Origin of the sequence: Pseudovibrio sp. JE062 (assembly GCF_000156235.1) — a bacterium.
Taxonomy (GTDB): domain Bacteria; phylum Pseudomonadota; class Alphaproteobacteria; order Rhizobiales; family Stappiaceae; genus Pseudovibrio.
In genome coordinates this window covers 39626-55005 of sequence record NZ_DS996812.1, presented here as the reverse complement: position 1 = coordinate 55005, position 15380 = coordinate 39626, and the positions used below count along the sequence as shown (strand labels likewise).

The window sequence follows — 15380 nt, the reverse complement described above, 5'->3', positions numbered from 1 at the left end:
CTGCACTCTCAGTCTTTTTTCAGGCCCTCATTTTAAAGTTCAGGGTGTCGAGGACTACGCCGGTGGCCCATGCAGCAGGAAAAATCGCCCAGCGCACCACATAAGATCGCCTTTATACCTCTGGTGCTGATCACCACAGCACTGTTCATGACCCTGCGCAACATGCCCATGATGGCAGAAACCGGCATGCAGATGGTCCTGCTCAACGCCATCACCGTCTTCGCGTATCTCATACCAACAGCACTGATTTCAGCAGAACTTGCAACTGGTTGGCCCCAAAATGGTGTATTCCATTGGGTCGAAGCAGCCTTTGGAACTCCCATCGGTTTCATCGCCGTTTTCCTGCAATGGATCCAGTCCATTTTCGGCGTCACGTCCATCGTTGCCTACGCCACCGCAACGCTCACCTATGCCTTTGATCCGGAACTCGGCTCCAACCGCTACTACATCACCTTCTCGGTGCTCGCCCTCTACTGGGCCGCAACGCTCATCAACTTCAAAGGTACGGAAACCTCAGAAATGATCTCAGGATACGCCGTCTCTCTCGGCGTCTTCTTCCCCTCCGCATTGCTGATCGCCTTTGGCATCTATTATCTGTTTTCTGGAGAGACCATCGCGCTTGATACATCGGCGACCATCGCAAATTGGGTGCCTTCTCTATCCGATACCACCAGCCTCGTTTTCTTCATGAGCTTCGTCTTCGGCTTTGTCGGCATCGAAGTCTCCGCCTGCCATGCCAACGAAGTCGAAAACCCACAAAAAAACTATCCCCGCGCCATCTTCACAGCAGCCATCGCAGGCTTTGTCATCACACTGGCAGGTGGCCTGGCGGTTTCTCTGATCCTTGAAAAAGGCAATATCTCCAACATCAATGGAGCCCTACAGGCCTTCTCCGCCTACTTGGATGCCTACGGTCTTGCCATCCTCACTCCGTTCATCGCCTTGCTGGTCGCAATCGGCGCCGCCGGTCAGGTCAGCACTTGGATTGTAGGCCCGGTCAAAGGCATGTGGGCCGCCAGCCGCAAAGGCCTGCTGCCCCCTCGCTTCGCCCAAGCCAATAAGAACAACGTACCCACAGTCTTACTTATCCTGCAAGCCTCACTCATCTCCTTGATCGCGCTGAGCTTTGTGGTGTTCGAGAACGTCAACCTCGTCTTCCTCGTCCTCACCTCAACCGCAGTGCTTTTGTACTCTATGATGTATTTACTGATGTTCATCGCAGCCATCCGCCTGCGTTACACCCATCCGCATATCCCACGGCCCTACAAAGTCCCCGGAGGTAACTGGGGTATCTGGCTTCTGGGCGGCATCGGCATGCTGACCGCCATCAGCTGCTTCGCCATCGGCTTCATTCCGCCACCATCCCTGCCCTTCTCACTGGAGAGCTTTGAGGGACTGATGATTGTAGCTGTTATCCTCGCCCTGCTCATTCCATTGGCCATCTGGTTCATACATCGCAAAAACATCCATCACCCTTCTCAGAATGAAGGGCAAAGGTAATGGGCAAAACACCACGCAATCAGCCAAAGCACCACATCACTCTTTGGCACCTGGTGTTTATGACCACAGCCCTCTTCATGACCATGCTGAACATGCCTCTCATGGCACAAACCGGCATGAAGATCCTGTTCTTCAACAGCGCAGTCATCCTCTGCTACATCTTACCGGTCGCCCTGATTTCAGCCGAACTGGCAACAGGTTGGCCCAAACACGGCGTTTACACGTGGGTGCAGGAAGCCTTCGGAGCACCCTTCGGGTTTATGGCAATCTTCCTGCAATGGTTTCAAGCCATCTTCGCTATGGTCGCCACCGTCGCCTATACCACCGCAGCCCTCGCCTTCGTCTTCGACAGGCCTCTCGATGAAAACCCATGGCTCATGTTCACTGGCGTCATCATCATCTACTGGGGGGCGACCTTCGCCAACTTCCGCGGTACCCGAATAACCAAGCGCATTGCCAGTTATTGCCTGCTGGCGGGCACCATCTTTCCATCACTCACCATGATCACGCTCGGCTTGCTTTACGTTTCTGGTCCAGCCCAGCCGGTCATAGACGTCAGCCTCACCACCGCCAATGTGGTCCCCTCACTCTCCCAGACCTCAACACTGTTCCTCTTCCTCAGCTTCCTCTTCGGTTTCATCGGAATGGAAGTCTCCGCCGGCCACGCAACCGAGGTCCAGAACGTCCGCCGCACCTACCCAATCGCAATCCTCATCGCCGCATTCATAGGTTTTTCAATCTCCCTGCTAGGTGGCCTGACCATAGCGATGATCATCCCGGACAAAGAGATCTCAAACACCTTGGGCGTGCTGCAAACCTATACCATTTTGCTGGATCACTATGGTGTCCCGGATATCCTCCCCATCGCTGCGATGTTCATCGCAGTAGGAGCAGCAGGGCAAGTCAGCACCTGGATCGCAGGCCCTGTCAAAAGCCTCGCTGTTGCTGGCCGTGATGGCATGTTGCCCAAGTTCCTGCATGGCTCAAACGCCTACGATATGCCAGTCCCACTGATGATCGTACAGGCAACAATCGCCACCCTCATCGCAACAGCATTTCTGCTTCACGTTAAAACGAACGAGGTTTTCTTATATCTGACATCAACAGCAGTCCTGCTCTACTCTGTCATGTACCTGCTGCTGTACAGCACAGCCATCCGCCTACGTTACAAACGCCCAAATGTTCCCCGCACCTACAAAGTCCCGTTTGGCAACTGGGGCATCTGGGTTCTGGGCAGCATTGGTTTTTCCATCTCCCTGATCGCCTTCCTTATCGGCTTCCGCCCACCCGATGAACCAGACTTCCCAGCGACCACATACCTCGCGATCATCATTCCCGGTGTGTTCCTCACACTCAGCGTTCCGTTCATCCTCTGGAAAGTCAGCAGCCCCAACTGGAAGGCCCGCAAGAAAGCAAAAAAGCCACGCCCTACACCGTAGAACGTGGCCTTCTCAAAATTCTTCAGATCGAAGAGCTTACTTTTTCTCTTCGGCAGTAGCAGGAACATGCTCAGCAGTTTCCTGCTCTTTCATGCGAGCCCGCAAATCCTGAGCATCCTCAAAGATCTCTGTTTCTTTGTTCATGACACGCAAGGAGCCTGACCCAATATCAAACCACGCACCATGAATGTGCAGGTTGCCCTGGGTGACCAGCTTCTCGATGAACGGGAAAGTCATCAGGTTCTTCAGGCTCTGGCGAATACCGGCATATTCCAGCGCCAGTTGAGGGTCTTCGTTCTTGTCCACCGGAGTACAAGCCAGCGTAATCGCAGCAGGCTCCAGCATCTTGATCCACGGACCGACAAACTGGCCGGTCTTGCTCAGCTTACCGTTGCTCTCACGGAATGCCTGTACACCACCGCACTTACAGTGCCCCAGAACAACAAGGTGCTTCACCTTCAGACCAGTCACCGCATACTCAAGCGCTGCGCTGGTGCCGTGTGTGCCACCACCCTGAATAAACGGAGGCACAAGGTTCGCCACGTTACGCACCACGAACAACTCACCCGGCTGCGCATGGAAAATACCTTCCGGTGTCACCCGGCTATCACAGCAGGAAATCACCATAACTTCAGGCTCTTGGCCATAGATGGCGAGGTTTTGATATTCCTCTTCAAACTGGCTATAAATCCGTTCTTTATAAAGGCCATATCCAGCCAACAGTTCTTTCGGAAAATCAGTCATTCGTCGCCATCTCTTTAAAGCCATCTCCAAAAGCCAAAGGCCATCGGAGATGAGCGAAGTTAATCCTTGAAAGCAGCTTGTCAGCAAAACAGGCCGCTTTTGTCCCTCTATGATCTGCCTATATAGCTAAGGCAATCGATCTTTCAACTGGCGATAAGACCAGAAAGCTAAAAGTCTTAACGCTCACCTCATGAGCAAGCAGCTTACCAGTTAAAAGCCGGAGATAAATCGGATTCAGCCTCTACGCGCCGTCACCTCAATTTCAACCTTCATCTCTTCTTTGATAAGATCACAGATAACCATCGTCGCTGCAGGTCGAATGTCGCCAAAATACTCGCCAAGAACAGCAAAAACCGCCTCAACATTACTCCGGTCAGTCACGTAATAACGCGCGCGCACGACGTCATTGAGCGAACATCCCGCTTCAGCAAGCGCACCCTTAATGGTCTCTAGAATATTGACGGTCTGTGCGCCAACATCCTCTGGCATCTGCATAGTGGAATAATCGTAACCGGTCGTTCCGGAAACATGAACGAAGTCACCATCAACAACAGCGCGGGAATATCCGGCTGTCTTTTCAAAAGGTGAACCTGAGGAAATAAGGGTTCTCTCTGACATCACAACCTCCCTGAACCAAAGCTCAACATACTGCGACATAACCACCGCCAGCATCCATTGCTTCAAGGATACAACCAACCCCATCCCGATCAATTGAGAAATTGCCGCCTTAATCCTGACTACTTGATGAGAAGAAGCAGCTGAGGCCAAGAGCCGTCCAAAGCGCAATGCCGATCCAGTACATCAAGGGATCAGCAGACCTGTAGATCACGTCATAGAGAAGCGTGTATCCCGCATAAAGATCCCACGCCACCCAAGCCAGCAGCACAACACCAACAATCCGCCAGAAAAAGCTCACCATGGGCACAAACCTCCCTCTACTCATAGTAACGCGTTGATCTGGAAGAAAAACCTGCGGTTTTAGGGGGCCAAACAGTGAACATCACTACTTCAGCCTCTCAAGTGAATCAGGTGAGATTTGCTAACATTTTTAGTGATTCGCTTGCACAATCCTACAATTTCAACGTTAGGATGTAGGTTCAGCTAAAAACACGACACAATTACCTAACTAATATCTACATTTAATTTGCTCATTCCTCCTGATTCTGAGATATAAAGGGGTTCAAACGGACAGAAAGCTTGCTCGTTTCTCTCGAGCATTTTTGTCGATCATCTGGAGCACGGAGTGCGGGAACCACCACATTATCCGTCAAGCTATTGAATTTGTTTAACAAAACAAGTCAATCGGACAACTAAGGAAAATACAAAGGCACAAGAAAAAAGATCAAAAGCGACAGATACTATGCGAAGTGTCAACCTTCTAAGGTGTTGCTTGATAACTAAAAATACTTCTTATTCAATGCCTGCCGTGTTGTTGTTGGGGGACTACATACATGACGTTAACTGCGGTTAAGACAAAAACGTCTTGCGGTAACTTTTTTGAAGATTTTCACGTGGGCCAGGTCATAAGACATGGAACACCAAAGACAATAAACGAAGGAGATACAGCTCTTTATACTGCATTGTACGGATCTCGATTTGCGGTACAGTCGGGAACTGCTTTTGCAGAAGAAATTGGCTACCCGTATTACCCACTGGATGACTTATTAGTCTTTCACGTGGTCTTCGGCAAAACAGTGGGAGATATTTCACTAAATGCCGTTGCTAATCTGGGTTACTCCGATTGCCGTTTCCTGATGCCTGTCTATGCCGGAGACACGCTCTCCGCCACGTCAGAAGTCATCGGGCTGAAAGAAAACTCAAACGGCAAAACCGGTGTTGTTTACGTGCGCTCTACTGGCTATCGCCACAAGGAGCCAGGAAACCCTGAAAAGGTTCTGGAATACACCCGCTGGGTCATGGTGAAGAAGCGTGATGAAAACGCGCCCGCACCAGAAACCACCCTGCCGGAGTTGCCAGAAGGCGTTTCTGAAGACACTCTGGGACAAGCCGTTCCGGAGCTATCCATCGAGAATTGGGACTTTGACCTGTCCGGATCTCCATTCCGCTTTAATGACTACGAAGTGGGTGAGAAGATCGATCACGTTGATGGTATGACCGTGGAAGAAGCTGAGCATCAGCTGGCCACACGTCTCTACCAGAACACAGCGAAGGTCCACTTCAATCACCACAGTGAGAAGAACAGCCGCTTCGGCAAACGCCTGATCTACGGCGGTCACGTCATCTCGCTCGCACGTGCGTTGTCTTTCAATGGTTTGGGCAATGCATTCCACATCACAGGCATCAATGCAGGACGCCACGTTGCCCCGCTCTTCGCAGGCGACACCGTTTATGCATGGTCTGAAGTGCTGGACAAGAAGCGGATTGAAGGCAGAAGCGACATCGCAGCCATGCGCCTGCGCCTCGTCGCTACCAAAGATCTCACCTGCGGAGATTTCCCTTACAAAAACGAAGAAGGGAAATACGAAGACGGCGTGATCCTCGATCTGGATTACTGGGTCGTCATCCCGGTCTGATCTTGAAAGATTTAGAGAGGCCAATGGCCTCTCTCTGAGCCAAACAAACCAAATAACAGAATAAAAAACAACACACCCAAAGCCCGGCGCACCTCCTGCCCGGGCTTTTTCAATGAGCTAGAAAAGACTAGCCCAACTCTTGTGCAGGAACCTTCAGCTCTTTCTCCAGAACGCTAAAGTAGTCATTATAAGCAGCTTCAGAATCTATCGGCTTGTTGTTGTAGGATGCATTTGCACGCACCAGCATCTGTCCATCAACAATTGGAACAACACTTACCGTCATCCTTAACTGGTACCCATCCAGCTTGGTGCCACTCACCGTGCCCAAATCTTTATCTGCATTCCCGATAACAAATCCCATGTCTTGCATGGTCGTCATCACAGAGCGCATTGTCTTGTCTTTATCTTCAACCTTGAAGGTTCGGGACTGCACTTGCCGTAAGCCACTTTGCTCCGCTGCTTCAATGTCAAAGACATTGTCCTTGGAGTTCATCTGACAACCTGCTGCTCCAAAGCTCATGGCCAGAATGGCTGCGCAAGCTACTATCTGAGATCGCCTCAATACCATTCTAACCTCCTGTGACTTCCCATGGAATGGATCCACCAAGTGTCTCGTAAAACTGAGTATAGAGCTCTTCATCGCGGATCGTTTCAGCCTTTGAAACCTTGCCGCGCTGATCCAGAACCACACGTTGCACGCTGATACGAAGATCCGTTTCATCAGCACCGTCACCTGCAATTAAAGAAGCTCTTACAACCTGCTCGTCATCATATCGAAAACCGTTAACACCAGCAGCAGGCCCAGCCAGCAGCGTCGTCAAGGTCGCGCCAACCACAGCAAGAGCAATCTGACCACCATCAGTGGCATCGCGTTGCTTTGACCCGACAACAAGCCCAAGCTCAGGATCACTTTGATCAATGGTGAACCCCATATCCTGCAAGGCTGCCGCACCAGCCAAAAGAACCTCTTTCTTTTTGGGTGTCGCAACTTTTCTGGATTGAGCTACTTTCATAACCCTATGCTTTTCGCTTACCTGAAGAACATCTTTAGGCATCTGAGCACACGCCCCCGTCAGCAACAGCGTGCAGCAAGCAAGAATATTAAAACCGGATTTCATAAGTGGCCCCAAGTCAGCACGAAACTGATGCCAGCTTGAGCCGTCACCTGAATATTTTAGTATCTCCTAAATGAGACCAACTAGATATAAAATGATAAATCTACGCGGAGAAAGTTGCCTTACAGGCTAACCGACTAAGCAATTGAGGCAATGACAGAATGAAACAAGCGATGCCCTGATTGTCGTACACAGAGATCATTTAAATTGAAGAGGAACACATACATTTCAATATCTCTGTGAAATTAAATTCCGAAATATAATTCAATCACTTAATTCAATGAAACACACCTAATGGCGTCGCTTACAGCATAAAAGGTTAGCTAGTTTCATCCAAAACAGAAAAACCAAACAGCAATCAAACGATGCCGTGTCTTTTGATCTACACTAAGTAATAATCGTTCATCTCACCCTGCTGTGCCCCCTCACCAACATCCAAACCTATACCCGAACTGCCAGCATACGCATCAGCTGAGAACCAAACTGTTTTCGACTAATAAACCTGCTGTCAAAACAGCATAGATGCTCGCACAGAACGTTTAATCAGCCACCAGCACACGCTCTCTGTAAAATCAGGATACGCACTATGCCAAAAGCGGTCAGTCAACCTGACCGCTTCATCAATCACACAACAAGCAAACCTCTTCACCGACGGGTCAACAGCTCATCCAGATAGCGAAGGACGTCGACGGATGCGGTCTCCATGCGCTTGTAAGCAGCATCGGCACCTTCGTGGTTGCCAGTTTCCAGCATGCGGGCACATTCTTTCCCTTGTTCGTGCACTTCGGCGTGAACTGGCAGAAGTTTCTTGAAGGCGAGGCTGTCGCGCACGCGGGGATCTTCCACCTTGTCATACCACTTGCCAAGACGACACTGGTGATGATCAGAAAGCTCAGTCACCTGCAAGCTGCTGAGGCCTACGGACATTTCCGCAAGGCGTTTCTTCCAGATGATGTGGTCTGCCTTCGCACGGTGCAGAATGAAGTTTGGCACGCCACGCTTCTCAAACTCGGTGAACTGTTCTTCAACGATGGACTCTGACTGAGCAACAGTTTGAATCACATGCTCAATCCGCTCATTTACATCACGTGCATGACCTGCGATGGAATGAACGCCGCGATTGATCTCATGCGTCGCTTCTTCCTGCTGGGTCAACTGGCGCGCAATCTCGCGCATCTGGGTGCTTGCAACGCCGACATCACGAAGCACTTCAGAGATCAGGCTTTCGGCATTCTGAGAGTTATCAATGCTCTTACCCACCAGCGACTGCGCATCACTCACAGACGAGTTCACATCATTCACATGGCCCTGAAGTGTCTCGATCCGGGTCCGAATATCATCAGTCGCCTGCTGGGTCTGGCCAGATAGGTCCTTCACCTCAGATGCTACAACAGCGAAACCTTTGCCGGCCTCTCCAGCACGTGCAGCTTCAATCGTCGCATTCAGCGCAAGCAGGTTGGTCTGCTTTGCAAGACCCTCGATAGTGCCAACAAAGGTGCCAATCTGCACTGCTGCTGCCGTCAACTCATTTGCGGCCTCAATCATTGTCTCAAAGAACTGCCCGATATGCTGGCTCGCATCTGCAGACTCACGTGTCGCAGCCTCACCTTGCTGCATGGCGACATTTGCCGATTCAACCGCATCTGCTGCACCTTGCGCACTGGAGGCGATTTCAGAGAACGAAACGTTCAATTCTTCAACGCCAGTTGCGATCGTCTGCGCGCCTTCATCTGCTTTACGAATATGCCAGGTGATCTGAGAGATCGCCGCCATAGATTCACTGGCCTGCAATGAGTACTCTACCGTCTGGCCAAGAGTGTTCTCGTCTTGAGTATCCATCTTCTGCTTCAGCGCCTCAAATCGCTGATAAAGATCTGGCGAAATCCCATCCACTTCAGGCAGCGGGCGATCCTCCATCAAAGCCAACAGAAGTGCATCAATTCCCTCACGACTGATGAGTTCCACATCCGCTTCATGTGATGCCTGAGCTTTTGGTGAGCCCTTCAACATACCGGACCAATTCATCTCGAATTACCTTCTAAACTGCACATCCAGTGCAGATAATCCCCGACACGCCGCCTCCTCATCCACTCAACTCACCCGAATGAGATGAGCATCAAATAAGTAAGATCAGCGTATTTACGTACCCCGCGACAAGTCATCCAGTACAATCAGCGCAACTATCCCAACGTCACCAATATGAATTCGGAGGACTCATGCTTCAAACATACATAAATTAATACTAATAATAGTTAACCATCCCAATAAATATGATATTTACCTGAAACTTCAGTAGGTTCCCGCAGAGGCCAAGCAAAACAAAAGCCCCGGCCTTTTCAGACCGGGGCTCACAATGCATAAGTTATGCTAAGCTATCAGCTAACTTCATGCTTCAGCGCGTTACGGGCAAGCATCTCACCCTGCTTCTTGGTTTTCAGAATTTCGCGCGCTTTCTCAAACTTCGGATCTTCCCAGAAGATCATGCAGCCGTTACAGCCACGACCACAGCACCCCTCCAAACCAAGACGTGGAGATTTCGGTTTACGATCCTGGCTGCCTTCCGCAATCGCATCAATCAAGCGATCACGCTGGCTCTCATATTTGTTCTGCTGTGCGTCAGTCGCTTCACCACGTGCTTCAATGCGCTCCGCGGTGCGGTCCAACTTCAGGCGGCTCCACTGCTCTGGGGTCAACGGACGTTCTTTACGCACCACAGTGTTAACCGGGAAGCGCTCTTTGAACGTCGCTGCATCTTCTTTATCGAACAGCGTGAATGGAATACGCACAACCGGCTGCTTACCAGCCTGCACTTCCTGTGTCATCTCACCGGACTTTGCATCTTCAAAGTCGTAGATACGCAGCAGGATGCTGTCATCAGACAATGGCTGCAAGAACTCCAGAACCTCACCGGCAACGATCTTGTTCTTCACCTTCATGTAGAAGGCTTCGTCTGTCACATCCTCAATGATACCCGCAAACTCCCATTCACCGATGGAATGCGTATCTTCGTAGTTGTGGGCGTAGTTGTTCAGGCGGCCTTCGTGGAACGCGGTGGTGTAGCCACGGTTGGCAACACTGTACATCTCATCCATGTACTTCTGCGGGTTCCAGTTCTCCGGATCGCGGTAGTAGTCATCAATCGCCATGCGGTAAGCACGCGCAACAACAGCCACGTAGTACATAGACTTGTTGCGACCTTCCACTTTCAACGAGTCCACACCAATGCGCAGATAGTCATTGAGCTTTGGCATCAGGCAAAGGTCTTTGGAGTTCAGAATGTAAGACCCACGACCGTCTTCCAGAATTGGCATCAACTCACCCGGACGACAGCCTTCTTCCAACAGGAACTCGAACATGCCGATGTTGTCTTCGTTCAGCTCAAGCTCATTGATGGTGCCGTCTTTCATGCGCATGCGCACTTTGTAGTTCCAGCGGCAGGAGTTCGCGCAGTTCCCCTGGTTCGCACCACGCTCCGCCATGAAGTTGGAAAGCAGGCAGCGACCGGAATAGGTCATACACATCGCACCATGAACAAACGCTTCAAGGCGGATATCCGGGCACTTCTCACGAATCTCAGAAAGCTCTGGGAAGGAAACTTCACGGGCCAGAACAACCAGATCCGCGCCCTGCTCTTTCCAGAAGTCGACGGAAAGCCAGGAACACACGTTCGCCTGTGTCGAAATGTGCAGCGGCACATTTGGCAGTTCTTTACGCATAAACTGGAATACGCCCGGATCAGCAATGATCAAACCATCTGGATTGATATCGCGAATGGTCTCCGCATATTCCTTCAGCTTAGGAACGTCCTTGTTGTGAGAGAATAGGTTCAGCGTCAGGTAAACACGTTTGCCGTGTTTGTGCGCAAACTCAATGCCTTCAACGACCTGCTCAAGCGTAAACTCTGCCTTCGTGCGCAGGGACATATCTGGCGTACCAAGGTAGATTGCATCTGCTCCGTAAAGAACGGCAATCTTAAGCTTCTGCAAGTTGCCCGCAGGCATCAGGAGTTCTGAGGTTCTCATTCTGGCGACCAAATTCTCTGGTGTTTTCTAAAGCTCTTTTATCGAGCTATTGAGCGGCGCCTCATACTTTGTCTTTGGGAAACAGCAAAGGAGCGCCTGTTTACGGTGCTTCTAAGGGATTTCATCAAGGATGAACAGAAGAATTTTGTCTCAGGTAGATGGGCAGGCCCTAGCCCTCACGAACTCACTGTAAAAATTCAGTTCCTCAAAGCACATCAGATACAAAATCGTTTTCTGAAAACGAAAATGGGTGGGCACATATGTACCCACCCAAATCAAACACTCAGCAATGTAAACTGGCAGTTGCCCGCCCGATACCAGTCACATGCCGTAATGTCTTTTAGTCGACAAGCGCCGCAACCGGCTCATACGCCTCTTCATCGACAAAGTCGTAACGCAGCTGGCTTTCCAACCAATCACGGAAGCTACGGATTTTTGGTTCCGCACCACGCTTCTCGCGCCACATCAGCTTATGCTCACGACCATCCCGCTGATACTCAGGGAAAATCGGCACAAGGCGACCAGCAGTCTCTGCTTCTGCACTCAGAAGGTTGGATTCCAGCACAATGCCAAAACCCTTCTCAGCTGCATCCAGAGCAAGCGCCGCATTCTCAAACACCATCATCTCATTGACGATTGGGTTTGGAACACCAGCCTCAGACAGCCATGTTTCCCAGGAAACCGTAGCCCCTTCACTGCGAATAATCGGCAGCTTCAGCAGCTCATTCGGCTTCTTCGGATAACCAAGCGTATCCAGCAGTTCCGGCGAAATCAGAGGACGGAACTTTTCACGTCCCAGTGTCAGCTCTTCAAACTCATCCGGAGTGTTAGATTGGCGGGTGAAGACAAGGTCATAAAGACCGCCTTCAATACTCTGATCAGCACCACTGCTTGAGACAGTTACTGTGATTTCAGAGTTGTGCGCAGTAAAGGAGCGAAGGCGGCGCAGCAACCAGTTGCTAGCAAAGCTGGAAGAACAATGGATACTCAACGTATCTCTGTTCCCGACAGCTTCAATAGTGCGCGTCGCAGTCGAAATTCTGTCAAACGCCTCTGCAATTTCTGAGGCATATCTATAAGCGGCCGCAGTTGGGAACACAGCACGGGACCGACGCTCAAACAGCTCCAGACCCAAGTGATCCTCCAGCGCTTTGAGCCGGTGACTGACCGCACTAGCAGTAATCGCTAGTTTTTGGGCCGCTGAAACCAAACTCCCAGTTTCCATAACTGCACGAAACGCGACCAAAGCATTCAAAGGGGGCAAACGATTCATGAAATGCCTTATTCTTGATAGAGTGAGAGATACAACGAATATTCCGATTAATGATGTAGACGTAACATAGCGCCTCCCCAATTTGAACACCCTCAAATCAACTAGGTCACGTCAAAAATTATGTAAAAAGCCACATTTCCACAATAGATAACATCGATAGGCAACTACTCAATTATTGATAATCTAGGGAATACTTATATATAATTAGAACAAATAATCGATACAAATATAATTACAGAGAAAGAACATAACTTTCTGAATTTTACGCTAGGAAACTATAGAATAATGCTCAGATACACGCTCAGGTTAAAGATCAAAAAAATTAACTATTCAACTGAGCCGTGCTTCAGGTTGGACGAATACCAACATATGCAGCACGCGGACGTATTTGTTCTTGCATTTGATATTGTTCCAGCGCTTGCGCGATCCATCCGCTAATTCTTGAAATACAAAACAAAATTCCGGCGGAATTTTTTGGTAGCGCGAGAATCTGCTCCAAAAGTGCTAGTGGAATATCCACATTCACGGGCTTTCCAAACAGCTCACGCGACCTTTCTAGCAACTGTGGAATCAATTCAATGAGTGGGTGATTCAGGTCACTTTGCATGAGTTTGTCTAATAAGAATTTGCCCCGAGGGTCCATCCCACCATAGATAGAATGGCCCAATCCCGGCAGATATTCGCCGTTCATACAACGCTCTTGCAGCACGTTCTCTATATCGTCAACATCATGAATATGCTTCAGCCAACTCAGCACACGCTCGGCATTTGTTCCATGTCTTGGCCCCATGAACGCCCCAAGCCCGGATACTAGAACCGCATGCAGCGGCGCTCGGGTAGAAGCAGCACATCGCACAGCATAGGCACTGGTGTTCAGTTCATGGTCCGCACACAAAACCAGTGTCGCACGGATCAGATCAATGGCCTTCTCATCTTTGATCCCCCAAGCCTGCGCAATCTGTCGATGCATCGGATCAGTGCTCGGCTCCTGCATCAACAGCGCACTGGCAGCCAGGCGAATGAGGCTCGCACCCTTCTTCTTCAAAAGCTCTTGAGACAGCGTATAAGCCGCGTTGTCCTGCTCCGGCCACGAACACAGAGCAACAATCGCCCGCTCAACAGGCCGTTGATGCGAGCTAAAGCCTCCAACACCCTTTGGGGCGGGCTGAGCAAACGGATCATTCTCGCAGTCCCACAATAACGTCGCCACGCTCTCCAGCGTCCCCGCCTTCGCCAACTCAAGCGCAGACTGTCCTCGGTAGTAGTGCCCATCTTCGGTCAGAAGGGTAAGCTTCGTCTCCAACACGCCCTTGGCCGCAGCGCTGCGGGATTGCCCTTCCTTGTCTTCCACGCCCTCACCAGCCCGGCGGCTTCTCAGAAAACGAATGTCTGAAGCATCATAAAGCCGGGTGCGCCCCGGCCCCTGAACGGAGCGGACAAGCCCACGGCTCACATAGGCATAAAGCGTAGCTGGGCGAACACCCAATTCATTAGCAGCTTCTTTGGCGGAAAGATAAATAACCTCAGACATGGTGCACCTATTACATGATCAACATTGATCATACGAATAAGAAGCGCGCGCGCAACAGCTACAGAGAGCCTATCTGAAGGTCATTAGTTGTCCTCGGGCGTATTAGCAGCCACAGCCGCTGCAATCAGGTCCTTGCCGATCTGATCCTCAAAGTCACCCCACACAGGCCGCATCACATCCACCCATTGTTGGCGCTGCTCAGGTGTCAGCTCACGCACGGTGTAGCCTGCATCAACAATCCGTTGCCGGTTCTCTTCACTGGTCTGGGCCGCTTGTGCATTGGCCTTCACCAATGTTTCCCGGAAGATCGTCAGAAACTGATCCCGCAAATCAGGTTCAAGGCTCTCCAACCATTCCTTGGGCGCAAACACCACATAGGCCAGCAGTTGATGATTGGTCTCGGTAATCCCGTTCTGGACCTCATAGAAGCGTGACGTGAAGATGTTGGACCAGCTGTTCTCTTGCCCATCGACAACACCCAACTGCAACGCCCCGTAGACTTCCTTGAACGCCAGCTTCTGAGCACTCGCACCCATCGCCTCGATCATCGCCACAGCCACATCAGAGTTCTGCACGCGGAATTTCAGTCCCGCCCCATCAGAAGGAACGAGCAACGGTTTATCTGCTGAAAAATGCTTCAAGCCATCGAAAAGATACCCAAGTCCTACAACCCCAAAGTCAGACATCACATCAAGCAGCTCCTGCCCTTGCTCGCTGGCAGTGAACCGTTGCACCGCATCCATATCCTCAAACAAGAAAGGCAGATCGAAGAGCCGATATTTATTGGTGTAAACTTCCAGCTTTGAAAGAGAAGGCGCGGCCAGCTGCACATCACCCAGTATCAGGGCTTCCATCACCTTCTCATCATCATAAAGCTGGGAAAAGGGAAACACCTGCATACACGCCCTGCCATTCATCTCGGAGTTCACCCGCTCCGCCAGCATGCGCGCAAAATCCCCCTTGGGATGGCCTCTCGGCGGCACAACATGGCTGAACTTGATGACAACTTCGCCAGGCTTACACTCAATCTGGGCGAACGCAGGTGAAGCAAAAGCAACGCCCAGAGCGAAAATGATAGAAACGATCGCTCTCTTCATCGGCTCCTCATGCAAACATTGGGGAACCTCTATTGTCGCATTTTACCCCAAAAATCAGCCTAAGCTAATTCGGCGAATTTGCTGCAAATCAGTGGAGATACAAAAAAAGCCGGAGCAAATGCCCC

General features: G+C 50.7%; 13 protein-coding genes. 3 read left to right on the top strand and 10 right to left on the bottom strand.

Annotation, left to right across the window (positions count from 1 at the left end):
- The first annotated feature begins 69 nt into the window (after positions 1–69).
- Positions 70–1500 (top strand): amino acid permease, encoded by a 1431-nt coding sequence (locus tag PJE062_RS19050; protein WP_008551549.1) that lies wholly within the window; start codon positions 70–72, stop codon positions 1498–1500.
- Positions 1500–2939 (top strand): APC family permease, encoded by a 1440-nt coding sequence (locus PJE062_RS19045; RefSeq protein WP_008551367.1) that lies wholly within the window; start codon positions 1500–1502, stop codon positions 2937–2939. Before PJE062_RS19050 ends, PJE062_RS19045 begins: the two co-directional genes overlap by 1 nt.
- Before the next feature lie 36 nt (positions 2940–2975).
- Here PJE062_RS19045 and PJE062_RS19040 read toward each other — a convergent pair whose 3' ends face one another.
- The 3 genes from PJE062_RS19040 to PJE062_RS19030 all read right to left on the bottom strand — a co-directional run bounded on the left by PJE062_RS19040 (position 2976) and on the right by PJE062_RS19030 (position 4602).
- Complete coding sequence (locus tag PJE062_RS19040; RefSeq protein WP_008551562.1) at positions 2976–3683, bottom strand: carbonic anhydrase; 708 nt, start codon at positions 3681–3683, stop codon at positions 2976–2978.
- Between the two features lie 234 nt (positions 3684–3917).
- Complete coding sequence (locus PJE062_RS19035) at positions 3918–4301, bottom strand: RidA family protein (RefSeq protein WP_014287133.1); 384 nt, start codon at positions 4299–4301, stop codon at positions 3918–3920.
- A 109-nt stretch (positions 4302–4410) separates the two neighbouring features.
- A complete protein-coding gene (locus PJE062_RS19030; RefSeq protein WP_008551626.1) occupies positions 4411–4602 on the bottom strand; it encodes a hypothetical protein in 192 nt (63 codons plus the stop codon).
- Between the two features lie 532 nt (positions 4603–5134).
- Here PJE062_RS19030 and PJE062_RS19025 point away from each other — a divergent pair.
- A complete protein-coding gene (locus tag PJE062_RS19025) occupies positions 5135–6217 on the top strand; it encodes a MaoC family dehydratase (protein ID WP_037037699.1) in 1083 nt (360 codons plus the stop codon).
- 127 nt (positions 6218–6344) lie between these two features.
- Here the strand turns inward: PJE062_RS19025 and PJE062_RS19020 are convergent, their stop codons facing one another.
- From PJE062_RS19020 to PJE062_RS18990, 7 genes are all read right to left on the bottom strand, one after another.
- On the bottom strand, positions 6345–6785 hold the full coding sequence (locus PJE062_RS19020; protein ID WP_008551432.1) for a hypothetical protein: 441 nt from the start codon (positions 6783–6785) through the stop codon (positions 6345–6347).
- Position 6786: 1 nt separating this feature from the next.
- A complete protein-coding gene (locus PJE062_RS19015; RefSeq protein ID WP_037037695.1) occupies positions 6787–7230 on the bottom strand; it encodes a hypothetical protein in 444 nt (147 codons plus the stop codon).
- A 747-nt stretch (positions 7231–7977) separates the two neighbouring features.
- Entirely contained in the window at positions 7978–9357 is a 1380-nt protein-coding gene (locus PJE062_RS19010) for a methyl-accepting chemotaxis protein (protein WP_008551586.1), read from the bottom strand.
- A gap of 350 nt (positions 9358–9707) precedes the next feature.
- Entirely contained in the window at positions 9708–11354 is a 1647-nt protein-coding gene (locus PJE062_RS19005; protein WP_008551384.1) for a U32 family peptidase, read from the bottom strand.
- Between the two features lie 340 nt (positions 11355–11694).
- Positions 11695–12627, bottom strand: a complete 933-nt coding sequence (locus tag PJE062_RS19000; protein WP_014287137.1) for a LysR substrate-binding domain-containing protein — start codon at positions 12625–12627, stop codon at positions 11695–11697.
- A 346-nt stretch (positions 12628–12973) separates the two neighbouring features.
- Entirely contained in the window at positions 12974–14158 is a 1185-nt protein-coding gene (locus PJE062_RS18995; RefSeq protein ID WP_008551649.1) for a citrate/2-methylcitrate synthase, read from the bottom strand.
- An 83-nt stretch (positions 14159–14241) separates the two neighbouring features.
- Entirely contained in the window at positions 14242–15255 is a 1014-nt protein-coding gene (locus PJE062_RS18990; protein ID WP_008551531.1) for a DctP family TRAP transporter solute-binding subunit, read from the bottom strand.
- Positions 15256–15380 lie beyond the last annotated feature (125 nt).

Excerpts from the sequence above, each read along its gene's own strand:
- PJE062_RS19050 (WP_008551549.1), top strand. The coding sequence starts at position 70 with ATGCAGCAGGAAAAATCGCCCAGCGCACCACATAAGATCGCCTTTATA.
- PJE062_RS19045 (WP_008551367.1), top strand. The coding sequence starts at position 1,500 with ATGGGCAAAACACCACGCAATCAGCCAAAGCACCACATCACTCTTTGG.
- PJE062_RS19040 (WP_008551562.1), bottom strand. The coding sequence starts at position 3,683 with ATGACTGATTTTCCGAAAGAACTGTTGGCTGGATATGGCCTTTATAAA.
- PJE062_RS19035 (WP_014287133.1), bottom strand. The coding sequence starts at position 4,301 with ATGTCAGAGAGAACCCTTATTTCCTCAGGTTCACCTTTTGAAAAGACA.
- PJE062_RS19030 (WP_008551626.1), bottom strand. The coding sequence starts at position 4,602 with ATGGTGAGCTTTTTCTGGCGGATTGTTGGTGTTGTGCTGCTGGCTTGG.
- PJE062_RS19025 (WP_037037699.1), top strand. The coding sequence starts at position 5,135 with ATGACGTTAACTGCGGTTAAGACAAAAACGTCTTGCGGTAACTTTTTT.
- PJE062_RS19020 (WP_008551432.1), bottom strand. The coding sequence starts at position 6,785 with ATGGTATTGAGGCGATCTCAGATAGTAGCTTGCGCAGCCATTCTGGCC.
- PJE062_RS19015 (WP_037037695.1), bottom strand. The coding sequence starts at position 7,230 with ATGAAAGTAGCTCAATCCAGAAAAGTTGCGACACCCAAAAAGAAAGAG.
- PJE062_RS19010 (WP_008551586.1), bottom strand. The coding sequence starts at position 9,357 with ATGAATTGGTCCGGTATGTTGAAGGGCTCACCAAAAGCTCAGGCATCA.
- PJE062_RS19005 (WP_008551384.1), bottom strand. The coding sequence starts at position 11,354 with ATGAGAACCTCAGAACTCCTGATGCCTGCGGGCAACTTGCAGAAGCTT.
- PJE062_RS19000 (WP_014287137.1), bottom strand. The coding sequence starts at position 12,627 with ATGAATCGTTTGCCCCCTTTGAATGCTTTGGTCGCGTTTCGTGCAGTT.
- PJE062_RS18995 (WP_008551649.1), bottom strand. The coding sequence starts at position 14,158 with ATGTCTGAGGTTATTTATCTTTCCGCCAAAGAAGCTGCTAATGAATTG.
- PJE062_RS18990 (WP_008551531.1), bottom strand. The coding sequence starts at position 15,255 with ATGAAGAGAGCGATCGTTTCTATCATTTTCGCTCTGGGCGTTGCTTTT.